The sequence below is a fragment of the Stenotrophomonas sp. 107298_Sma genome, from assembly GCF_056480345.1.
Window position 1 is genome coordinate 505,360 of record NZ_CM151094.1, and the last position, 22,545, is coordinate 527,904.

Annotated in this window: 18 protein-coding genes; 14 read left to right on the top strand and 4 right to left on the bottom strand. The window is 67.3% G+C overall.

Features of this window, described 5'->3' with window-relative positions; all coding sequences use genetic code 11:
• Window positions 1–60: 60 nt before the first annotated feature.
• From ACZK2G_RS02350 to ACZK2G_RS02385, 8 genes are all read left to right on the top strand, one after another.
• Window positions 61–1,257, top strand: a complete 1,197-nt coding sequence (locus tag ACZK2G_RS02350; protein WP_478474588.1) for a hypothetical protein — start codon at window positions 61–63, stop codon at window positions 1,255–1,257.
• A complete protein-coding gene (locus tag ACZK2G_RS02355) occupies window positions 1,248–2,348 on the top strand; it encodes a hypothetical protein (RefSeq protein ID WP_136639237.1) in 1,101 nt (366 codons plus the stop codon). Before ACZK2G_RS02350 ends, ACZK2G_RS02355 begins: the two co-directional genes overlap by 10 nt.
• A gap of 134 nt (window positions 2,349–2,482) precedes the next feature.
• Entirely contained in the window at window positions 2,483–3,172 is a 690-nt protein-coding gene (locus ACZK2G_RS02360; RefSeq protein ID WP_136639238.1) for a hypothetical protein, read from the top strand.
• 16 nt (window positions 3,173–3,188) lie between these two features.
• A complete protein-coding gene (locus ACZK2G_RS02365) occupies window positions 3,189–4,838 on the top strand; it encodes a CsgG/HfaB family protein (RefSeq protein ID WP_478474590.1) in 1,650 nt (549 codons plus the stop codon).
• A 382-nt stretch (window positions 4,839–5,220) separates the two neighbouring features.
• Window positions 5,221–6,870: a M28 family metallopeptidase gene (locus ACZK2G_RS02370; protein ID WP_136639240.1), complete on the top strand. Its 1,650-nt coding sequence runs from the start codon at window positions 5,221–5,223 to the stop codon at window positions 6,868–6,870.
• Window positions 6,871–7,082: 212 nt separating this feature from the next.
• Window positions 7,083–8,342 (top strand): sensor histidine kinase, encoded by a 1,260-nt coding sequence (locus ACZK2G_RS02375; protein WP_478474592.1) that lies wholly within the window; start codon window positions 7,083–7,085, stop codon window positions 8,340–8,342.
• Window positions 8,332–9,102, top strand: a complete 771-nt coding sequence (locus ACZK2G_RS02380) for a LytR/AlgR family response regulator transcription factor (RefSeq protein WP_004140108.1) — start codon at window positions 8,332–8,334, stop codon at window positions 9,100–9,102. The genes ACZK2G_RS02375 and ACZK2G_RS02380 overlap by 11 nt, the downstream gene beginning before the upstream one ends.
• Before the next feature lie 33 nt (window positions 9,103–9,135).
• Entirely contained in the window at window positions 9,136–9,480 is a 345-nt protein-coding gene (locus ACZK2G_RS02385) for a hypothetical protein (protein WP_046983092.1), read from the top strand.
• A gap of 39 nt (window positions 9,481–9,519) precedes the next feature.
• Here ACZK2G_RS02385 and ACZK2G_RS02390 read toward each other — a convergent pair whose 3' ends face one another.
• On the bottom strand, window positions 9,520–10,134 hold the full coding sequence (locus ACZK2G_RS02390) for a hypothetical protein (RefSeq protein WP_046983091.1): 615 nt from the start codon (window positions 10,132–10,134) through the stop codon (window positions 9,520–9,522).
• Between the two features lie 309 nt (window positions 10,135–10,443).
• Here ACZK2G_RS02390 and ACZK2G_RS02395 point away from each other — a divergent pair, with 309 nt between their 5' ends.
• Entirely contained in the window at window positions 10,444–11,373 is a 930-nt protein-coding gene (locus ACZK2G_RS02395; RefSeq protein ID WP_253077884.1) for an oxygenase MpaB family protein, read from the top strand.
• Window positions 11,374–11,484: 111 nt separating this feature from the next.
• Here the strand turns inward: ACZK2G_RS02395 and ACZK2G_RS02400 are convergent, their stop codons facing one another.
• Entirely contained in the window at window positions 11,485–12,072 is a 588-nt protein-coding gene (locus tag ACZK2G_RS02400) for a TetR/AcrR family transcriptional regulator (RefSeq protein WP_253077883.1), read from the bottom strand.
• A gap of 133 nt (window positions 12,073–12,205) precedes the next feature.
• Here ACZK2G_RS02400 and ACZK2G_RS02405 point away from each other — a divergent pair, with 133 nt between their 5' ends.
• Window positions 12,206–13,420 carry an MFS transporter gene (locus tag ACZK2G_RS02405; protein WP_046983088.1) on the top strand — a complete coding sequence of 405 codons (1,215 nt, stop codon included), beginning with the start codon at window positions 12,206–12,208 and terminating at the stop codon, window positions 13,418–13,420.
• Entirely contained in the window at window positions 13,417–14,589 is a 1,173-nt protein-coding gene (locus ACZK2G_RS02410; protein ID WP_478474594.1) for an MFS transporter, read from the top strand. Before ACZK2G_RS02405 ends, ACZK2G_RS02410 begins: the two co-directional genes overlap by 4 nt.
• A gap of 243 nt (window positions 14,590–14,832) precedes the next feature.
• On the opposite strand, the gene ACZK2G_RS02415 is transcribed toward ACZK2G_RS02410, so the two are convergent.
• Window positions 14,833–16,944: a M13 family metallopeptidase gene (locus ACZK2G_RS02415; protein ID WP_478474595.1), complete on the bottom strand. Its 2,112-nt coding sequence runs from the start codon at window positions 16,942–16,944 to the stop codon at window positions 14,833–14,835.
• Window positions 16,945–17,120: 176 nt separating this feature from the next.
• On the opposite strand from ACZK2G_RS02415, the gene ACZK2G_RS02420 reads away from it, so the two are divergent.
• Window positions 17,121–20,183 carry a bifunctional diguanylate cyclase/phosphodiesterase gene (locus ACZK2G_RS02420; RefSeq protein WP_046983086.1) on the top strand — a complete coding sequence of 1,021 codons (3,063 nt, stop codon included), beginning with the start codon at window positions 17,121–17,123 and terminating at the stop codon, window positions 20,181–20,183.
• A 91-nt stretch (window positions 20,184–20,274) separates the two neighbouring features.
• On the opposite strand, the gene ACZK2G_RS02425 is transcribed toward ACZK2G_RS02420, so the two are convergent.
• Complete coding sequence (locus ACZK2G_RS02425) at window positions 20,275–21,156, bottom strand: LysR family transcriptional regulator (protein ID WP_478474597.1); 882 nt, start codon at window positions 21,154–21,156, stop codon at window positions 20,275–20,277.
• 96 nt (window positions 21,157–21,252) lie between these two features.
• On the opposite strand from ACZK2G_RS02425, the gene ACZK2G_RS02430 reads away from it, so the two are divergent.
• On the top strand, window positions 21,253–21,663 hold the full coding sequence (locus tag ACZK2G_RS02430; protein ID WP_004140328.1) for a DoxX family protein: 411 nt from the start codon (window positions 21,253–21,255) through the stop codon (window positions 21,661–21,663).
• Window positions 21,664–21,694: 31 nt separating this feature from the next.
• Window positions 21,695–22,483: a dioxygenase family protein gene (locus ACZK2G_RS02435; protein WP_046983084.1), complete on the top strand. Its 789-nt coding sequence runs from the start codon at window positions 21,695–21,697 to the stop codon at window positions 22,481–22,483.
• The last annotated feature ends 62 nt before the right edge of the window (window positions 22,484–22,545 follow it).

Genomic DNA, 22,545 nt, shown 5'->3' on the forward strand with positions numbered 1-22,545 from the left:
TCGCGCCCAGTGGACGCATGCGCGTCTGCTTTCCGTGCGTATTGACCGAGGAGCGGTTGGATGTATTCAAGGACGAAGAGCGCATCGCGCGCTTTTGCGCGCCTGCTTGCCTGTGCCCTGTGCGTGGCCGTATGGCCGATGGCCACGCAGGCCGCAGACAAATCGCAGCAGGCCTACTGGGCCGGTTTTGCCTATACCGCCGATGCCGCCGCCGTGCAGGCGACCACGCCGCATGCGCACGCGGTGCTGGAAAAGCGCGGCCTGATTCCACTCAACCAGACCCTGGTCCAGGCGCTCAAGCGCCGTGCGCCGGCCCACCTGGAGCTGATCGACCAGCCGGTCGCGATGCTCGACGGCACCACAAGCGCCACCGTGCTGGCCGCAGCACTGGATCGGGAGCTGGTGTCGGTCGAACCGATCGGCAACCAGTACAAGGTGCTGGTCGAGGTGGCGCTGCAGGCGCTGTTCTTCGACTTCCGCGAGCGCCAGGTGATCGCTTCCTATCCGCTCACCCTGCAGCGCATCGACGTGCAGGACTACCGTCCTGACAGCGACGATATCGACGCGATCGTCGCTGATCTGCTGTATGGCAACGCCAGCACCAGCCTGTCGCAGGTCCTTGCGGCCAGCCTGGCCCAGGCCAAGCTGCCGGATGCTGCGGTGCGCCGCCTGCAGGTGGGCGGTGTGACCCTGTCCGATGCAGTGCGGGCCAAGTTGCCGGACCCGAAGTGGGAAGCGCCGCTGCGCGCCACCCTGGCCCATGAACTGTCCAAGACGCTGTCGTCCAACACCGGTGTCGGCCTGCTGCCGCCGGCCTCGGGCCAGGCGATCGGTGGTGCAATGGCTGCACGCTTTGCCGACGGCAAGGTCTACCAGCTGAAGATTCCCGAGCCGGACTACGTCATCAACGTGCAGGTCGATGCGCTGAAGAACGGCGTCATCGAAGAAACCGCGGCGATGAAGACGATGCTGTTCGGCGCCTTCTTCACCGCCAAGGTGACCGAGCCGTTCTCCGGCAAGGTCTATTTCGAACAACCGCTGCGCAAGGGTGCCACCAAGGTGGTGCCGGTCACGCAGTGGCAGGTTGACCAGTGGTCGGCCAGCTACGAAACCCTGCTGGCCGGCTTTGATGCCTTCGCCGGCGCCGCCGCCAAGCGTGCCGATTCGCGCGCCTGGCTGGACGAGCAGAAGCCGGGCGGCCGCCCGTTGCAGCAGCAGACCCAAGCCCTCCAGGAGTTGATCAAGTCATGTCGTTGATGCGTACCATCCTGCTGTTCCTCATCGCCCTGGCGGTGGCCTCGCCGGTCGCCGCGCAGACCGCCAGCTCGCGTGGTACCGGTTCGGCCAGCTACAGCCTGCGCCTGAGTGCCGACACCCGCGCCCAGGCCATGAACAAGGCCAAGGTCAATGCGCTGGAGGCGTACATCGCTGAAACCGGTGCGGCCAAGCTGCGCCTGTTCGAAGCCCGTCGCGCCGAGTTCATCGGCGAGATCGACCGCTACGTGCTCAGCGCCGTGCAGCTGTCGGACACCGAAGACAAGAAGGCCAAGACCTACAGCGTCACCGTCCGCGCAGAGATCAATACCACCCTGCTGCAGACCAAGCTGGATGCTGGCTCGGCCGTTGCTGGCGCCACCGCTGCGCAGCGCTCGCTGTTGACCTTCCTGTTCATGGCACGCTCGCAGGACACCGTGCAGTCGTTCCAGGACAAGGAATACCGCCGCACCGACGTCAGCTCCAGCTACAACGAGAACACCCGTGAAGGCGACAGCTTCCGTGGCAACTCGGTCAGCACCAACGGCAGCATCAACCAGAATGCGTCGATGTCGGTCACCAGCGGCGGCAGCACCACCCAGCGCAGCGACAACATCAGCTGGAAGGTGGCCAATGCCGCCGAGGTCAACACCGCGATGACCGGTGCCTTCAGCGCCGCCGGCTACGAGGTGGTCGAAGCCGAATACGTGGAAGGCGAGTCGCGTGGCCTGCTCAGCATCGAGCGCATCCGCAAGGATTTCAGCACCGGCAACGATCTGTCTGCGGCCACTCTGCGTGACACCGCCAACGGCATCCGTGCAGCCAACATCCCGTATATCGCCGTCGGCACCCTCGACGTCGGCATGCGCGACCGCGACCCGGCCAGTGGCAACACCCGCGTGTTCGTTACCGTCACCGGCAAGGTGCTGGACGTGACCGGGCGCTTCCCGCGCACCGTGTCGTCGGTGGGTCCGGTGCAGTTCTCCGGTACCGGTCCGAATGAAACCGTGGCCCGCACCAATGCCCTGCAGCTGGCCGCCGAGAAGGCTGCCCAGCAGATGATCAACGAGCTGAACGTCAAGGCGGTTCGTTGACGTTACCGCTGCGCTCGCCGGGCATTACCCGGCGCTACCGGCTCTGGTGGGTGCCGCGCTTGCTCGGCACTGAACCGCTGCAATACCCGTTCTTGCGCGCCGCAGTGCGGCCGTCTCTCCCAAAGGAATCTCACATGATCCGTACCACTGCTCTCACCCTGGCCATCGCGGCTGCGACCCTGTCGATGCCGGCCCACGCCCAGTTCGGCAAGCTGAAGGACCTGGCCGGCGCCGCTACCGGCACCTCCAGCAGCAGCGCCTCCAGCGCCGCCGCTCCGGACGAAGCCGCGCAGGAAGCGCTGGTGCGTCGTTTCGTCAGCTCGCAGTCGCACTCGCTGCAGGCCCAGACCTCGTTCGCCCGCGCCTTCGGCCTGGCCGAGCAGGTGCAGCTGCTGGAAGCGGAGCGCCAGGCGCTGTCGTCCGGTTCGGTCAGCGTCGATGCCATGAAGAAGTCGGTGTCGGTCAGCGAAGCCGCCCAGGCGGCGATCAATGAGCGCCAGGCCGCACAGCCGGAACTGAACGCTGAGTCCAAGCAGCACTACGCCGAAGGCCTGGTCTCGCTGCTGTCTTCAGCCGCTGAAGCGCAGAAGCTGGGTGGCGAAGCCAGCAGCTTCACCGCCGGCATGAAGAACCTGGGCGCGACCCAGCTGGCCACCGTCGGCCGCAAGCTTGCTGCCGGTGCATGGGTGGCCAAGGAATCGCCGGGCTTCATCAAGGGCCTGTACGGCTCGTCGAAGCAGGCGCTGACCTTCGCCAAGCAGAGCAAGGTGAAGGTGCCGTCCAACGCCGACTCGATGCTGGGCCAGCTGGACAAGATGGGCTGATCCGAGGCGAATCTCCATGCGTATGACTACCCGTTTGATCGGCCTGGGCCTGGCCGCCACGCTGCTTGCAGCGTGCGGCAAGCAGGACGCCCCGGCCGCCGCGCCTGCCAAGGACAAGGCAACCAGTGCACTGGCCAGCAATGCGCCAGTGGAAGCAGCGCCGCTGCGTGGCACGCCGGATTTCGGCGGTACCACCCAGGTCGCGCGTGAAGCCGACGGCATCGGCAGCACCCCGGAACTGGCGGTGCTGGCGGCATTGCAGTCGGCGGTGGCGCAGGTCAACGGCGTACGCGTGGCCAGCCAGATGCAGAGCCTGCGTGCAGGCCTGCATGTGGATGTGGATGGCGAACACGTCGGCGATATCCGCGCCGACGCGTTCACCCAGCAGATGATCGCCGGCTCGCAGGGCGCAGTGCTGGGTTATGAAATCCTGTCGCAGGATGAAGTGCGTCAGCTTGACGAGGAAACCATCGCCCGCGTGCGTGCCAGCGATGAAGGCTGGAGCTTCAAGGGCTCGGCCTCGGCCAGCGCTTCCGGCGAAGCCTCGGCCAAGGGCGGTTCGGCGTCGGCCAGCGTCAAGCAGAGCTATGACGAGAAGGTCAACGTCGATGCCAAGCGTGGCGCCAGCTCCTACGATTCCGATGTGACCCATCGCAGCATGCGCAGCTACTGGAAGGTGCGCGTGCGCGCACAGATCGCCCAGTACCGCGCACCGGACGAGCAGGGAAAGCCGAAGATCGTGGTCGCCCTGCCGCGCACCAAGGCCGGCAGCTATGCCGTCGGCGACGGCCGCGTGGACGCGGACGAAGTGGCCGATGCGATCCGCGCACGCCTGTCCGACACACTGACCCAGACCCAGCGTTTCATCGTGCTGGATCGCGAGTTCGGCGACGAACTGCAGGCCGAGATCGACCACATCAACAGTGGCAACGTGCGTCTGCAGGACACCGCTCGCGTCGGCCAGCAGCTGGCAACCGACCTGATCCTGATCCCGACCATCGAACGCTTCGAGTACCCGCGCAGCGTGCGCAACCTGCGCATGTCCGACCGCCAGGTGACCTCGTACTCCGGTGGCGGCCGCATCACCCTGCGTCTGATCAACGCCACCACCGGCCAGGTGGTGATGTCCGACAGCTTCGATCATCAGCTGGCCTCGACCGGTCCGAGCACCCTGCCGCGCGTGGTCAATGGCCGCAACATGGCCGCGGCGATGATGGAATCGCTGTCCGGCCAGATCGGCACCACCATCGTCACCACGCTGTTCCCGGTGTCGGTGGTTTCGGTGGACGGAGACCAGGTGGTGCTGAGCCAGGGCGGTGACACCGTGCAGGCCGGCCAGCGCTGGCAGGCCGTGCGCCTGGGCGAAGAACTGAAGGACCCGCAGACCGGCCGCTCGCTGGGCCGCAGCGAGCACCCGTGCTGCACCATCCGCATCGACCGCGTCGCCGCGCAGACCTCCTACGGCACCATCGAAGACGGCGTCGACGCCATGCGCGGCGGCTTCCGTCCGGGCCAGATCGAACTGCGCCAGAAGCTGGGCAGCAAGCCGGCTGCCGCCGCTGCTGGCGGCGCGACTGCCTCGGCTGCGCCGGCCGCCGCTGCACGCCCGGCAGCCAAGCCGAAGCCCAAGCCCGCCGCCGCCCCGGCCGAAGACCCGAACTGGTAACACGCCGAGGCAGCACACAGATGGGGTCAGAGCCCTTTCCCGCCGGGAAAGGGATCTGACCCCTTCTTGTTTCCGCCCGTGTCGACCAAGGTCGACACCTACCAACAGCGGTGTGTCGACCAAGGTCGACACCCACCAACAGCAGCAGAAATCTGTCGAAGGCGGGGTGGGTCCGGTTGCGGGGGTGTCCGTGGCATGGATGCCGCGGCCAAGCCCCCAGGGATGGGTTTACGGCGTCCCCCGCAACCGGACCCACCCCGCCTACCCTCAGGAAGCCAGCTTCTGCTGTTGCTTCGGCCGTTGCCGTTGCTTCGGCAGGTGCAGGGCGCAGCCCTGCCGAATCCCATTACACTCCAGAAGGATTTCCCTGCTGGAGAGAGCAATGAAACGAGCAGTACTGGGCCTGCTGGCCCTGTCAGTGTCGAGCGCACTGATGGCGGCCACCCCGAAATTCGATGGCGCGCGGATCTCCGCCGACGTCAAGGAACTGGCCTCCGACGCCTACGAAGGCCGCTCCCCGGCCACCGCCGGCGAACAGAAGACCATCGCCTTCCTCAGCAAGCAGTTCGCCGACGCCGGCCTGCAGCCGGGCGGCGATCTCAAGGACGGCAAGCGCCTGTGGACCCAGGCGGTGCCGCTGCGCAAAGGAGACATCGTCGGCGCACCGCAGCTGGCGCTGCACCAGGGCGGCAAGACCGTGCCGCTTGAGCAGGGCAAGCAGATTGCCGTGCGCGCTGCCATGAACGGCGCCAGCAACGTTGACATCAGCAAGGCCCCCCTGGTGTTCCTCGGCTACGGCGTGAAGGCGCCGGAACGCAACTGGGACGACTTCAAGGGCGTGGACCTGAAGGGCAAGATCGCCGTCGTGCTGATCAACGACCCGGACTTCGAAACCGGCCAAGGTGATTTCGACGGCAAGGGCATGACCTACTACGGCCGTTGGACCTACAAGTACGAAGAGGGAGCACGCCAGGGCGCGTTGGGTGTGCTGATCGTGCACGAGACCGCACCGGCTTCCTATGGCTGGGCCACCGTGGCCGGCTCCAACACCAACACCATGTTCGACGTGGTGCGCGACAACCCGGCCGAGAGCCATCCGCTGCTGGAAGGCTGGATCCAGCGCGACCTGGCCGTGGAGCTGTTCCGTTCGGCCGGGCAGGATTTCGAAGCGCTGAAGAAGAAGGCGCAGCAGCGTGACTTCACGCCGGTGCCGCTGACCGGTGCCAGCCTGGATGCGAAGTACGCGGTGAAGACCGAAGTGATCACCTCGCACAACGTAGCCGCGCGCCTGGAAGGCAGCAGCCACCCGGACGAGACCGTCATCTACAGTGCGCACTGGGATCACATCGGCGTGGGCGAGCCCGACGCACGCGGCGACCGCATCTTCAACGGCGCTCTGGACAATGCCAGCGGCACCGCATCGCTGATCGAGCTTGCCCGCGGTTTCGCCAAGCAGAAGCGCCCGCAGCGCTCGGTGCTGTTCCTGGCGGTGACCGCCGAAGAGAAGGGCCTGCTGGGTTCGGAGTACTACGCCACCCATCCGCTGTATCCGCTGGAAAAGACCGTGGCGATGATCAACATGGACGGCATGGCACCGTTCGGTCCGTCACGTGATTTCGGTATCTATGGCGCAGCGCGCTTCGAGTTGCTGGACCAGCTGAAGGACGTCGCGAAGGGCTGGGACATCCGTTACACGCCGGACCCGAAGCCGGAAGCCGGCCTGTTCTTCCGCTCCGATCACTTCCCGTTCGCCAAGCGCGGCGTGCCCGCGCTGTCGTGGTCGGCTGGCCAGGACTGGGTGGACGGCGGCGTGGCCGCAGGCAAGAAGGCCTCGGAGGACTACACCGCCAAGCGCTACCACCAGCAGGGCGACGAATGGCAGCCGGACTGGGTGTTCGCCGGTGCCGCCCGCGACCTGGAAGTGCTGTACACGCTGGGCAATCAGCTGGCCAACTCGCGCAGCTGGCCGAACTGGAGCAAGGACGAGTCGTTCCGCGCCGTGCGTGACGCCAGCGCCGACCAGCGCAAGTAAGGCAACGCGCCGGGGTTTGCCCGGCGCCTCCTGGTAGTGCCGGCCGCTGGCCGGCAACCCTGTGATGCATGCGGAGATAATGGGGAGCCGGCCAGCGGCCGGCACTACCAGATGGGCTTCCATCCCCGCTTTCCGGCCCTTCGTCGCAGGCCGCTTGCTTGCCCGATGGGCCGCCCTATGCTCGGCTCACCCCCTTCCACCAAGGCGCCGCCGTGATCGCCAGCCTCTCCCTCATCCTCCGTCACCTGCTGGCCTGGGCCGCGGCACTGTTCGTGGCCGGCATGGTCTGGAGCGGCATTTTCAGCGGCATGAACGACGGCCCCGGCTGGGTGTTCGGGCTGCTGGTGATGTTCCTGATGATCTCGGCGCTGGGCAGTGCGGTGACCCATGTGCGCCGGGTCTGGCTGGTGGCCGGCCGCCTCGATGGCGCCACCCTGTCCGGGCGCCAGCGTCGGCAGATCGAACTGCCGATGGATGCCGGCCACGCCTTCGCGGTGGTCGAGGCGGCGGTGGGCGAGCTGCCGCGGGTGGAGGAAGTGGAAAGCTCGGCCGGCAGCCTGCAGATGCGCGCCTATGTACGCCGCGTCGATCTGTGGAATGGCCGCCAGCCATCGCGCTGGAACCTGCCGGCGCGGCTGGCGATCAAGCGCAACAGCGTGCTGGCCACGGTCACGCCGGGGCAGGGCACCAGCACCGTCACCCTGCTGTTCGAACCGGACGCAGGCTGGTGGGCCGACCTGTTGGCGCTGGATGAGGGCAGCAACTACGAGAATGCCGAAGCGGTCACCCGCGCGATCAGTCGACGCGTTGCCGACCAGCGTCGCGACGAGCAGGCCGCCGCCGAACAGACCCAGGTCGAGAAGGAGCTGTCAGTGGCGCGGCTGAACCTGCTGCATGCGCAGGTCGAACCGCATTTCCTGTACAACTCGCTGGCCAACGCACAGGTGCTGACCCGCACCGATCCTGCGCGCGCAGAACAGATGCTCGGCCATCTGATCCAGTACCTGCGCAGTTCGCTGCCGCAGGTGGACGAATCGGTGTCCACCCTGGGCGTGGAGCTGGAGCGCACCCGCGCCTACCTGGAGATCCTGCGTATCCGCATGGGCGCGCGGCTGGCGGTGGAAGTGCAGGTGCCAACCGAACTGCATGAGGTGAAGCTGCCGGCGATGGCGCTGCAGACGCTGGTGGAAAATGCCATCAAGCACGGCCTGGAACCCAAGCCCGGCGGCGGCACGATCTGGATCCTCGCGCGTGGTTTCGATGATCATGTGACGGTGACGGTGGCCGACGATGGCCTCGGCTTCGGCCAGGGCACCAGTGGCACCGGCATCGGCCTGAAGAACCTGCGCGAGCGCCTGCGCCTGACCTGCGGCGAGCAGGCCGGTGTGGCGATCGTTGCCAACTTCCCCAGCGGCGTGGCCGCGACCATGACACTGCCGCAGTCGGCCAAGGAACGCAGCCATGCCGCTTGAAGCGCTGATCGCCGAAGACGAAGAACTGCTGCGGCAGTCACTGGTGGAGCAGCTGGGCCGGCTGTGGCCGGAACTGAAACTGGTGGCCGAGTGCGAGGACGGTGCCAGTGCGCTGGAGCAGCTGGCCGAGAAGCAGCCGGATATCGCCTTCCTCGACATCCGCATGCCTGGCATCAGCGGCATCGAGGTGGCACGTTCGCTGTCCGAATTGAGCCCGCGTACCCAGGTGGTGTTCGTCACCGCCTATGACCAGTACGCCATCGATGCGTTCGAGCAAGGTGCGATGGATTATCTGCTGAAGCCGGTGAGCGACGAGCGCCTGTTGGCCACGCGCGAGCGCATCCTGTCGCGGCTGCCATCGACGCGCCAGGACGACGCGGTACTTGAACGCCTGCTGCAACGGCTGGGTCCATCGCAGGGCAGCGCCGATCACCCGCCGCTGGCCTGGATCACCGCCAGCAACGGTCGTGAGACGCAGCTGATCATGCTGGAGGACGTGGCCTACTTCCGCGCCGACAACAAGTACACCACGGTGGTCACCGCCGCCGGCGAAAGCCTGCTGCGCACGCCGCTGCGCGAGCTGCTGGAAGTACTCGACCCGCAGCACTTCCGCCAGATCCATCGTTCGACCATCGTCAACATGAAGGCGGTGGCGGCGGTGAGCCGCGACGATACCGGGCGCGGTGTACTGCGCCTGCGCCAGCGTGCGGAAACACTGGTGGTCAGCCAGCCCTTCATGAGTCTGTTCCGCGGCATGTAGCCGCCCCGCATCTTCCGATACGCGGAGCTTTCCATGCGTTCCTTCCTGCTTATGGGCCTCGCTGCTTTGGCACTTGCCGGTTGCCAGAAGTCCACCGAGACCGCGATCACCCGCACCAACGCCAATGGCGTGGACACGCTGTACAGCAAGCGCACCGTGGTGGATGGGGTGGCGCGCTTCGAGTGCATCGCCAGCCGCAGCGGCCAGTGCCACTACCTGGTGCTGGACCCGGCCTGCAGTCCCGATGCCGTATGTGCGAAAGCGCCGATACGGTCGTTCGCGGTGGCGGTGGGCGAGACGCGGGAGTTCAGTGACCTGCCGAAGGGCTTCAACCAGTGCGTCAACGAGGAACGGAAAGAACAATGCCACCGTGAGTGATCACGGTGGCATTGTGGGTCCCCCCGCTTCCCCGAAGGGTCAGTAGGCTGGCTGCAGCGTCAGTTCGTGGTGGTGCTCGGTTTCACCCACGTGGTTGAGGCGTCCCACCAGTTCCGAATGCTGCTTCATGCGCCCGATCTCGGTCATGATGCGGATGTCCTCGTGGCGCAGTTCACGCCGGGCGGTGACCGCCTGCTTGTAGTCCAGCACTTCCGGATAATGCTCGGCCAGGTCCAGCGCCTCGGCCACGTGCTCGACGCTGTCGGCCTTGGAACTGATCCGCGCGCGGCTGTTGAACGCCTTCATCCAGCGCTCGAAACCGGCGGTGTGGTCGAACATGTTGGCCATGAACCAGATCACGAACAGGATCGATACCCATGAGCCGAACACGATCACCACGCGGGTGAAGGTGATATGGAAATCGTCGCGCCACAGGTAGTTGGCAATCAGGCCGAGGATCAGCAGCGACGCCGCCTGCCAGCCCACGATCGAGGCGATCAGCCATTGGCACTTGGCCTGGGCCAGCACAGCCACTTCGTCGCGGATCTGCTGCTCGCTGAGATTGCGCCAGTGCGCGACCTGTTTATCGAACGGGCTGCTGTAGAGCTCGTTGTCGCGAAGCAGAATTCCCAAACCCTTGAACAAAGCAATCATGGCTGGCTCCTTGTGGAACGTGCGTCGATCAGCGTTGGACGGTGTGGCGGGTTCAGTTCTAGCACTTCCAGCGAGCCGTGCAATGGGGCCAAGGCCAAGCGGCGTAAGGCTTCTGTCTGAATGAGTGAATGTTGCTGCGTTGCAGCATCGCGGCTGCAGCCTGCGACAAGATGTCGCAGGGTGAAACGTGCTGCGGCCGCACATGAAACCGTGGCTGAGTGCGGAGACTCGCCGTTGGCGTCGTGATCGCCCAGAATCGGGGCCGACCGCGCAGCGCGTGGCCGTTCTTCCGCCTTTCCTGGACCTGTGATGCCGGCTCTGCTGCAGCGATTCTCCCGCCCCGTGACCGCGCCGATCCGGCGCTGGGTCCTGGAGGCCTTCCCGCGTGGCCAGAGCGGCATCGATTACGACCATCCGCTGGGTGACCCGGGCTGGTTCGGCCCGGACAGCGTCACCTGGCGGCTGCACGCCGAATTTCCATCGATGCTGGCCGGCGGCCTGTGCGCACTGATGCTGCAGACCCTGCACCCGCGCGCGTTGGCCGGGGTCTACGACCACTCCAATTTCCGCCAGGACCTGGTGGGCCGCCTGCGCCGCACCACGGCCTTTGTGGCCGGCACCAGCTATGCGCCTGCCGGCGAGGTCGAGATGCTGGTGGCCAAGGTGCGCCGCATCCATGCGCAGATCCGTGGCCAGACCGCGCAGGGTGAGGGGTATGCCGCCGATGATCCGCAGTTGCTGACCTGGGTGCATGTGACCGAAGCATTCGGTTTCCTGCAGGGTTTTCGCCGCTACGGGCGCGAGGTACCCGAGCCCATTGCCGACCGCTATTACGACGAGTACCGCCGCGTGGCCGAAGCGCTGGGTGCGGTGGATGTGCCGCGCAGCGAAGCGGAAGTGGCGGCGTACTTCTGTGCGCGGCAGCCGGAGCTGCGCGTGGACGAGCGCTCGCGCGAGGTGCTGGAGGTGTTGTCCGGTGTGCGTCTTCCGGTGCCGGTGCCAGGCCTGTCGCGCGAAGTGTTCCTGGGGGCCGGTGCCGCGCTGCTGCCGGACTGGGCCGAAGGCATGCTCGAACGCAATGGCCGCCAGCGGGCGCAGGCGGCCGCGTCGGCGAAACTGATGCGGGGCATGGCGCCGCTGTTCCGCCGCGCACTGCCCGATGGCCTCGCCAGTCGCGCCTGCACGCGCGTGGGCGTGTCAGTGGCGGTGTTGCGCGAGTGGCCTGAACTGCTCCGGTAGGTGTCAACCTTGGTTGGCACGCATTTCGCGCGGTGCCGCAGAAGCGCCAACCAAGGTTGGCATCTACTAGGGCGGATTCCGTAGTAGATCCACGCCATGCGTGGATGGGCTTCACCCGGCCGACTTCAACCCGCGCAACAGCATCTCCAGCGCCGCCGTCGCCTGCCGCAGGCGCGCGTCGCCATCCTCGCCCTCGGCGATCCAGAACGCGGCCTCGGCCAGGCTGCCGTAGATCAGCGACGCCAGCGCCTGCGCGTCCACCGGCGCCACCACGCCCTGCGCCACCAGATGTTCGATCAGGTGCTGCATCGAGTACACGCAGTGGCGCTGCGATTCCGGTGAGGCGCCACCCAGTACCGCGCGCGCATCACGCAGCACGATGCGCTGGATCTCCGGTTCCAGCGCCATCTGCAGGTAAGCGCGGCAGCGCTGCACGAAGCCGTCCCACGCGTCATCTGCAGCATCGCTGATCGCCTGCAGGCGTACATCGGTCTCGGCATCGAGCTGGGCAACCACCGCTGCCAGCAGCCCTTTCTTGTCGCCGAAGTGGTGGTACAGCGCGCCGCGGGTCAGCCCGGCCTGCGCGGTCAGGTCGTCCATCGAGGTGGCGGCATAGCCATGCTCGCTGAACACCCGGCGGGCGGTGGCCAGCAGGCTGGCGCGGGTTTCTTCCATCTCGGCGCGGGTGCGGCGGACCATTCGATGCTCCTTACATACGTGGCGCATGATTATTTACATACAGGACGTATGAATGTAGTGTCATATTCATACGCTCTGTATGTATTGTCGTGGCGCTTCCCGCGCCAGGCAAGTCGCTGCCCTGGAGATTGCGATGGCCACCCCTTACCGCGACCTGTTCGCCGCCCCCGGCACCGCCGGCCTTGCCCTGGCCGGGCTGCTGGCCCGCCTGCCGCTGCCAATGACCGGCATCGGCATCATCACCCTGCTGTCGCAGCTGCGCGGCAGCTACACACTGGCCGGCACGGTGTCGGCCACCTTCGTGCTGACCTACGCGCTGCTGTCGCCTCAGGTATCGCGCTGGGTCGACCGCCATGGGCAGGGCAGGGTGCTGCCGTGGGCCACGGCGGCCAGTGCGGCCGGTCTGCTGTTGCTGATCGCGTGCACGCTGCTGGCCGCACCGGACTGGACCCTGTTCGCCATGGCGATGCTGGCCGGCTGCATGCCCAGCGTCTCGGCGATGGTGCGCGCGCGCTGGACCGCGATCCATCGCGGTCGCCCGCAACTGCAGACCGCCTACTCGCTGGAGACGGTGTTCGACGAGGTCACCTTCATTGCCGGGCCGCCGTTGGCGGTGGGATTGTCAGTAGCGGTATGGCCACAGGCTGGCGTGCTGGCTGCAGCCCTTCTGCTGGTGATCGGAGTGACCGCACTGGTCCTGCAGCGTGGCACCGAGCCGCCGTTGCAACCGGTTGACAGCGCCACACCACGCCGCTCCCTGTTGCGGCAACCGGAGATCCGCCTGCTGGCGTTGCTGATGCTGGCGATGGGAGTGATCGTCGGCACGGTCGACATCACCAGCGTGGCCTTCGCCGAACAGCGTGGCCAGCCCCTCGCAGCCAGCGTGGTGCTGTCGGCCTATGCGCTGGGCAGCTGTGCGGCAGGCCTGCTGTTCGGTGCGCTGAAGCTGCAGGTGCCGTTGCAGCGCCTGTTGCTGCTGGGCGCAGCGGCCACTGCGCTGACCACGCTGCCGCTGCTGGGGGTTGGCAGCGTGCCGGCACTGGCTGCAGCCGTGCTGCTGGCCGGGCTGTTCTTCGCGCCGACGATGATCGTGGCGATGTCGCTGGTCGAACAGCACGTCCCCGAATCGCGCCTGACCGAGGGCATGACCTGGCTGCTGGCCGGATTGAACATCGGCGTGGCACTGGGCGCGGCGCTGTCCGGGCAGAGTGTCGATGCGGGGGGTGTGCGCAGCGGCTTTGTCGTTGCGCTGGTGGCAGGCGGTGGCGTGCTGCTGTTTGCCGTGCTCGCGCAACGTGCACTGCGCCCGTCTGCGTCGACCACATCCCCTGAAGGAATCGTCCCGTGAGCGCTTCATCGCCTGCGCATGCCGCGCCTGTGCATCGCCATCCGTGGTGGGCGGTTTCCGCCGTCGGCCTCGCCACGTTCTCGGTGGTCACTACCGAAATGCTGCCGGTGGGCCTGCTGACGCCGATCGCCGACAGCCTCGGTGCTTCCGAAGGCACCGCCGGCCTGATGATCTCGCTGCCGGCCCTGCTGGCGGCGTTGTTCGCGCCGCTGGTGGTGGTAGTCGCCGGTGGCATTGATCGCCGCCGCATCCTGTGTGGGCTGCTGGGCCTGTTGCTGGTGGCCAACATCGCCTCGGCTCTGGCACCCGGTATCGCCTGGCTGCTGGCCGCGCGCGTGCTGGTGGGGCTTTGCATGGGCGGCATCTGGGCCGTCGCCGGGGGCCTCGCGGCGCGCCTGGTGCCAGCACAGCGGATCGGCCTGGTCACCTCGATCATCTTCGGTGGCGTGGCCGCCGCCTCGGTCCTTGGCGTGCCACTGGGCGCGCTGATCGGTGATGCATTGGGTTGGCGCTGCGCATTCGCGGCAATGACGCTGTTCAGTGCGGCGGTCCTGCTGCTGCATGTGGTGGTGGTTCCCGCGTTGCCGGTGGCAACGTCGGTGCGGCCAGCGCAGTTCGTGCAGCTGCTCGGCCATCGCGGCCTGCAGCGCGGCCTGTGGTTGACTGTGCTGCTGGTGTCCGGGCACTTCATCGCCTTCACCTACGTGCGGCCGCTGCTGACGACGGTGTCGGGCGTGGATGCGAAGTGGATCGGCGCCCTGCTGTTTGCCTATGGCCTGGCCGGCATCGCCGGCAACTTCATCGCCGGTCCGATGGCCGCACGGCATCCGCGTGGAATGCTGCTGGCGATTGCCTTGGGCCTGCTGCTGACGCCGCTGTTGCTGCTGTGGGTGGGCAGTACGCCGGCCGGCGGCATTGCGGTGCTGCTGTTGTGGGGCCTGGCCTACGGCGGTGTGTCGGTGGGCCTGATGGGCTGGATGATGAAGGCGGTGCCGCAGGCCGTCGAGATCGCCACTGCGCTGTATGTGGGCGTGTTCAACATCGGCATCGCAGCGGGCGCGTGGGGCGGGGGCCGTCTGCTGGATGGCATCGGGTTGCACGCCAACCTGTGGGCTGCGGCGGTGTTGGCTGCGAGCGCTCTGCTGATGGTTGCCACCACCCGCAGGTAGATCCACGCGATGCGTGGATTCCCACCCCGTGCCGACCAAGGTCTGCACCCACCAGAGCGAGGCATGTGCCGACCAAGGTCTGCACCCACCAGAGCGAGGCATGTGCCAACCAAGGTCTGCACCCACCAGAGCGAGGCATGTGCCAACCAAGGTCGACACCCACCAGAGCGAGGCATGCGCCAACCAAGGTTGGCAGCTACCGGGAAATGGAACGGGCGCCTTGCGGCGCCCGTTCCAGTTACATCACCACACCTTGACCCGCTTGTCCGGGGCCAGGTACAGCTTCTGGCCTTCCTTCACTTCGAACGCGGGGTACCAGGCGTCGATGTTGCGCACGGTGAGCGCGCGGAACTGGCCCGGTGCATGCACATCGGTCAGCAGCGAGTTGCGCAGCGCCTGCTCGCGGCTCTTGCTGCGCCAGGCCTGGGCAAAGCCGAGGAAGAAGCGCTGGTCCGGCGTGAAGCCTTCCAGGGTCTGGCCCGGCTTGCCCTGCAGCGACAGCTGGTAGGCATCGTAGGCAGTGCCCAGGCCGGCCACGTCGGCAATGTTCTCGCCCAGGCTCAGCTTGCCGTTGACGTGCACGCCGGGGAACGGCTCATAGCTGCTGAACTGCGCGGCCAGCGCATCACCGGCGGCGTTGAACTGCTTCAGGTCCTCGGCGGTCCACCAGTTGTGCAGCTTGCCGGTCTCGTCGAACAGCGCACCGGCGTTGTCGAAGCCATGGCTGATCTCGTGGCCGATCACCGCACCGATCGCACCGTAGTTCACCGCATCGTCGGCAGCGCCGTCGAAGAACGGCGGCTGCAGGATCGCGGCGGGGAACACCAGGCGGTTCTCCAGCGGCACGTTCATCGCGTTGATGGTCTGCGGCAGCATCGCCCACTCGCTGTGGTCGACCGGCTTGCCCAGCTTGGCGATGTTGCGCTGGTACTCGAACAGTTCGGCACGCTGCGCATTGCCCAGCGCATCATCGCGGCGGATCTCCAGGCCGCTGTAATCACGCCACTTTTCCGGGTAACCCATGCCCACGGTCAGGCCGGCGACCTTGGCCTTGGCGCTGGCCTTGGTCTGCGGTGACATCCAGGCCAGCGCATCGATGCGCTTGGCGAAGGCCGCGATGATGTTCTTCGCCATCTCGTCGGCGCGTTCCTTGGTCTTCGCGTCGAAGTGCTTCTCGACGTAGCGCTTGCCGATGGCCTCGCCTACTGCGTGGTTGGCGTCATCCACCGCGCGCTTCCAGCGGTCGCTCTGCTGCGGGGTGCCGCTCAGCGCGGTGCCGTGGAAGGCGAAACGGGCGTCGGCGAACTTCTTCGGCAGGTACGCCGCAGCACGGTCCAACGCGTGGAAGGCCAGGTAGTCCTTCCAGGCGTCCAGCGGCTCGGTGGCGACCAGCTTGGACAGGCCAGCCACGGCCTTGGGCTGCCACACGATGAAGTCCTGCTGCTTGCCCAGCGCCGCTGCATCGAGGAAGGCGTTCCAGTCCATGCCCGGTGCCTTGGCATTGAAGTCGGCCTGGGTCCAGGGGTTGGCACCCTTGGTCACGTCGTTGGTTTCTTCCTGGGTGGCGTGTGCCTGCGCGATCTTTGTCTCCAGTGCGAGGATGCGCTGCGCCTTGCCGGCCGGGTCGGCAACGCCGGCCAGCTGCAGCATCTGCGCGATGTAGGCCTGGTACTGCTTGCGCAGTTCGGCCATGCGGCCACCACCCAGGTAGAAATCGCGGTCGGGCATGCCAAGCCCGCCCTGCACCAGGTACGGCGCGGTGCGGTCCGGCTGCAGCATGTCCACCGACACCCACAGGCCAAACAGGCGGTCGGTGTAGAAGTTGGTCGCATTGAGCAGGTCGACATCGGCGCGCATGTCGCCGCCGAGCGTGCGCGCCAGGCCGGCCTTGTCTGCGATGGCTTCGATCGCCTTCAGCTGCGGCTGCACCGGCGCGAGGCCGTGCTGCTCGATGCCGGCTTCATCCATGAAGGCGGCGTAGTAGTCGCCGATCAGCTTGTCGTCACCGTTGGCCTGGGCGTTGCCGGCAGCACCTTCGAGGATGGCGCGGGTATCGGCCAGGGTCTTTTCGGCGATGACGTTGAAGCTGCCGAAGCGCGAGCGGTCGGCGGGGATCTCGGTGTTCTTGACCCAGGTGCCGTTGGCGAAGCCGAAGAAGTCGTCGCCGGCGGCGATGCTGCGGTCCATGCCGCCGGCATCGAAGCCGAAGCTGCCCAGCATCGGCTTGGCCGCTGCGGGTGCGGCATCGGCCGGCGCGGCGGTACCGGCGGCCGGTTCGGCCGGGCGGTCGCAGGCGGCCAGGGACAGGCTGGCAACGATGGCCAGTGCCAGGGTGGGACGGCGCAGCTTGGACATGGACTTCTCTTGCAGCGGAAAACCCCAAGTCTAATCCGCCCCGGCCCAGCTGGCCGTTCCGTTGCACCGCAGCGCCTGTGCAGGATCTGGCTGAACGCGCGGATACGATCTTCACGGCGCCAGCTGCGTGGTGCATGCTGGCCGCTGGAACCCTGCGCGGACACGGGGAGGTGGCCATGCGGGGCGGTGCCAGGCGTCAAGAATGGCGTCCGCCGGCCGTTGAGGTCGGGGACGTGGAGGATTCGTTCGCGCATGAAGCCAGCCGACTGCACAAGGAAGACCGACCGATGCCCGCGCTGAAACGGGCGTTGGCCCGGCCGCTGCGCGCCATCACCTGGGGCGGCGTGCTGCTGGGCGTGTTGCTGGTGGCTGGCTTGACCACCATGCTGGCCAACGACCACCACCGCCGGCTGGAGGCTGCGCAGCGCCAGAGCCGCGCGCTGGCGGTGGGCAGCGAGCGCCTGCTGGCGCTGGAACTGCGCAACCTGGAACGGGCGATGTCCGGCATCGCCGCCGACGCCGCCGAACTGTTCCGCCGCGTGCCGGTACAGGCGCCGGCACTGCTGGATGCCGCCATCGGCGGTGTGCTGAGCCGCCATGCCGAGCTGCACAGCATTGTGGTGCTGGACCGCCACGGCCGCGCGATCACCGCCGGCAAGGGTGATCTGAACCTGCCGCTGTGGACCGACCCGCAGCGGCGCGGGCAGGGCAGCGCGCTGTACATCGGTCCGCCGCAGCAGGCCGGCGACGATGGCTGGGTGGTACCGCTGGCGTTGGCGATGGCCGACGATCGCTGGCTGCTGGCGCGGCTGCGCTGCGGCGAACTGCAGCGCATCATCGGCGGGCTGGATGTGGGCCCGAACGGACTGGTCTCGATCAGCGATGCTGAGGGCTACATGCTGGCGCGGGTGCCGGATCCGCATGGCACGGTCGGCCGTCGCTTCGACCTGCCTCGGCGTGACCTGCTCGGCAAACAGGCGGTGGTCGAGCTGGGCAGCGTGCCGGGCGTGGTCGATGGCGTGCCACGGATCATCACCATCAGCACGCTCGAGCGCAGCCCGCTGGCGGTGCAGGTCGGGTTGGCCGATGAGGACGTGCTGGCGCCATGGTGGCCGTACCTGCAGGCGTCAGTGGCGATCGTGCTGGCCTACGTGGGAGTGCTGCTGGTACTGCTGTACGCCGTGCGCCGCAGCACCCTCCGCCAGCAGTCGATGGCGGAGGAACTGAAGACCGGCCACGCCGAACTGCGGCTGGCGCACCAGGTGGGCCGTGTCTGCACCTGGTATGTGGACGAGGACGCGGCACTGCTGCGCTGGTCGCCGCTGGCCCGTGAGATCTTCGGGGTGCAGACCGATGCGCTGCCGGTGGCTGATTTCTTCGCGCGCGTGCACCGTGATGACGCCGCGCGCCTGCAGCACGCCTTCGACCAGGCGTTTGCCGGTAGTGCGGTGCTCGACCAGGTGTTCCGGCTGGTGCTGCCCGGTGGCGAGGTGCGTTGGGTCGGTGCGCGTGGCCAGCGGGTGGAAGTGGCTGACAGTGAGCGGCGCATGATCGGTGCACTGACCGACCTGAGCGAGCGCTACCAGGCGCGGGAGCAGATGGGCGAAGCGGAGCGTCGCTTCCGCCTGCTGTTCGACCGCAACCCGGCGCCGTTCTGGGTATTCGATCCGGACACGCTGCGCTTCATCGAGGTCAACGATGCCGCTGTGCGCCAGTATGGCTACAGCCGCGAGGAATTCCTGGCGATGAGCATCCTCGACATCCGCCCGCGCGAAGGCTGGGACGAGGTGAAGGGCGCGATCGCCAAGGCCCGGGTCGGCGAGCTGCAGGACGCCACCGTGCGACTGCACCGGCGCAAGGACGGCAGCGTGTTTGAAGTACGTGCACATCTGTCCCGGCTCGACTTCGACGGCCAGCCGGCATGCCTGGTGCTGGCCGAGGATGTCAGCGAACGGCTGGCCTATGAGCGCGACCTGGCCTACCAGGCGCGGCACAACCCGGCCACCGGCCTGCTCAACGTGCGCGCGCTGACCGAACAGCTGGACGAGCACGATGCGGGCTACACCATTGCGTTCGTACAGCTGCGCGGCCTGCAGCTGGTGGCCGATACGCTGGGACGCGAGATCGGCGATGCGGTGCTGCAGTCGATGGCCACCCGGCTCGGCGGGCTGGGTGCACGCTGCGGCACGCTGGCCTTCCAGCCGGCAGAGGATTTCGTGTTCGCCATCAGCACCGGGCAGGATGTCCAGCGCGTGCTGGACGACCTGCTGCAGATCGTATCGGCGCCGATGCGCGGCAAGGATTCGCTGCACCAGTTCGAGCCGCGTATCGGCGTGGCTACGCACGTGGCCGGTGACGGGCACAGCGCTGAGCAGGTGATCGGCATGGCGGCACAGGCCGCGCATGCAGCGCGCGCCGAGGGCAATGTGGTGGTCTGGTTCGACGCGGCGGTGACCACGCGGCTGGCCGACCGCCTGCGCCTGGCCGGGCGCATCCATGCCGCCATCGACAACGAATTCCAGCTGTACTTCCAGCCGATCCGGCACGCCGGCGATGGCAGCCCGGCAGCGCTGGAGGCGCTGCTGCGCTGGCCGCAGGCTGATGGCAGTTTCATTCCGCCCAACGAGTTCATCCCGTTGTGCGAAGACACCGGACTGATCCTGGCACTGGGGCGCTGGGTGATCCGCGCGGCGGCGAAGGCACAGCGGCGGCTTGTCGATGCCGGTTGGGGCGAGCTGCCGATCGCGGTCAACGTGTCGGCGGTGCAGTTCTTCAACAGTGACCTGGTAACCGAGTTCACGCGCGCGCAGCAGGACTTCGGCCTGGCTCGCGGCGCGTTGCACGTGGAGCTGACCGAGAGCAGCCTGATGCGCAAGCCGGCGCAGGCGATGCAGACCATGCAGCGCCTGCACGAGCAGGGCATCAGCGTGTCGCTGGATGATTTCGGTACCGGCTACTCGAGCATGTCCTACCTGCAGCACCTGCCGCTGGACATCCTGAAGATCGACCGCAGCTTCGTTGCCGACGTGGAAACCAACCCACGCAATGCCTCGATCTGCCGCGCGCTGCTGTCGCTGGGCCACAGCATGGGGCTGACCATCATCGCCGAGGGCGTGGAAACGCCCGGGCAGCTGGACTGGCTGGCCGCGCACGGCTGTGACCAGGTACAGGGCTATCTGCTGGGCCGGCCGGCGCCGCTGGAGCAGATCATTGATGCGCTGGACGAGGTTCCCGCCTGATCGGGTTTCGCATCTGCCGGCCAGCGGCCGGCACTACCCGAGCGAAACATGACAGTAGTGCCGGCCGCTGGCCGGCAGACGCCAGACTCGGCTACACCCCCGCATCCACCAGATGGTCGATGAAGCTGCGCACCTTTGGCGCCAGGTGGCTGCGGCTGGTGTAGACCGCGAAGATGCCGATCGGCGAGGCCTCCCATTCGGGCAGGATGCGCACCAGGCGACCATCAGCCAACGCGTCTTCCAGCAGGAAATCCGGTTGCAGGATCACGCCCATGCCGGCGATTGCTGCTTCGCGCAGCACGTCGCCGTTGTTGGCGTGCAGCAGGCTGCTTACTGCCACCTTCACTTCGCCACCGGGCCCCTGCAGCGGCCAATGGTCACCGGCGGACCAGTAGCTGTAGCTCAGGCATGCATGTGCCTGCAGCTCCTGCGGGGTCTTCGGCGCACCGTGCACGGCCAGGTACGAAGGTGCGGCGCACAGGCTCACCCGCGATTCGCCCAGGCGGCGGGCGATCAGCGTGGGGCCGGGCTCGCGGGTGATGCGGATGGCCACGTCGTAGCCTTCTTCGACCATGTCCACCAGGCGGTCGGACAGGGCCAGGTCCAGTTCCACCTGTGGAAAGCGCTCGCGGTAGCTGGCCAGTAGTGGCCCGAGGCGAGCGATGCCCCAGCTGACCGGCGCGTTGATCCGCAGCGTGCCCGAGGGCTCCAGCGCCTGTGCACCGATGCTGGCCTCCAGCGCGTCGAACTCGGCCAGCAGGCGCACGCACTGGGCGTAGTAGGCGGCACCGGCACTGGTCGGGCTGACCCGGCGCGTGGTGCGGTGGAGCAGGCGCGTGGCCAGGCGCTTCTCCAGCGCGGCGACGTGGCGGGTGACGCCGGCGGTGGACAGGTCCAGGGCCTGCGCGGCAGCACTGAAGCCGTTGCGCTCGACCACCGTCACGAACACGCGCATCGCCTCGAGGGTGTCCATTGTTGCGCCTTTTGAAATAAATACGGTCGAAAGATCGTATTTATCGATCCGTGAAGGCGCAATAACCTGTGGTCACTCCCTCAAGGTGTTTCCCCCATGCACACCACGACTGCTCCTGTTTCGCCGCTGGCCCCGTATGGCGCCACCCTGCTGCGCCTGGCCCTGGGCGTGCTGTTCCTGGTCCATGCGCTGACCAAGCTGCTGGTGTTCACCCCGGCCGGTACCGCCGCGTTCTTCGAATCGCTGGGCCTGCCTGGCGTGCTCGGTTACCTCACCATCGGCGTTGAGCTGGTGATCACCGCCGCATTGCTGCTGGGCATCTACGCACGCTGGGTGGGCCTGATCGGCGTGCCGCTGCTGCTGGGCACCATCGTCACCGTGCATGGCGCCAATGGCTTCAGTTTCGCCAACGCTGGCGGCGGCTGGGAATACCCGGCGTTCTGGGCGCTGGCGCTGGTGGTGCTGTTCCTGGTCGGCGACGGCAAGTGGACCCTGCGTTCGCGCTGATCGCCGCTTGATCCTGCAACTGGAGAATTCCATGTCCCGCCTGCCTTCGCTGTACATCTCACATGGTTCGCCGATGACTGCCCTGCATCCGGGCCAGGTCGGCGTGCGCCTGGCCGAGCTGGCGCGTGACCTGCCGGCGCCACGTGCCATCGTGATGGCCTCGGCGCACTGGCTGGGCCGGCAGCCGCTGGTCGGCGCGCACCCGCAGCCGCCGACCATCCACGACTTCGGTGGCTTCCCGCGCGCGCTGTTCGAACTGCAGTACCCGGCGCCGGGTGATCCAGCGCTGGCCGAAGAGGTGGCCGGCCGTATCGCCGCCGCTGGCCTGCCGGTGGCGCTCGACCCGCAACGTGGCCTCGACCACGGTGCGTGGGTGCCGCTGCGGTTGTTGCGCCCGCAGGCCGACATCCCGGTGGTGCCGGTGTCGATCCAGCCGCTGCTTGGCCCCGAGCACCAGTTCGCGCTGGGCCGCGCGCTGGCACCGCTGCGCGAGCAGGGCGTGCTGCTGGTCGGCTCGGGCAGCATCACCCACAACCTGCACGACTGGGGCGATTACCAGGACGGCAAGGAAGCGCCGTACGTGCGGCCTTTCATCGAATGGGTGGAGCAGCGCCTGGCTGCTGATGATCGCCAGGCCCTGTTGGACTATCGCCGGCAGGCGCCGTTCGCCGAGCGCGCGCATCCCACCGATGAGCACCTGCTGCCGCTGTTCTTCGCAATGGGCGCGGCCGGCGAGAGTGGCTTCGGTGCCCGTCGCATCGATGCCGGCATCGACGCCGGATTCCTTGCCATGGACCTGTACCGCTTCGACGGGGCATGAGCTGGGGCTGACGCGCGGCGGCCGTGGTCGCCGCGGTCGTGGCCGCGTGTGGTAATTTTTTC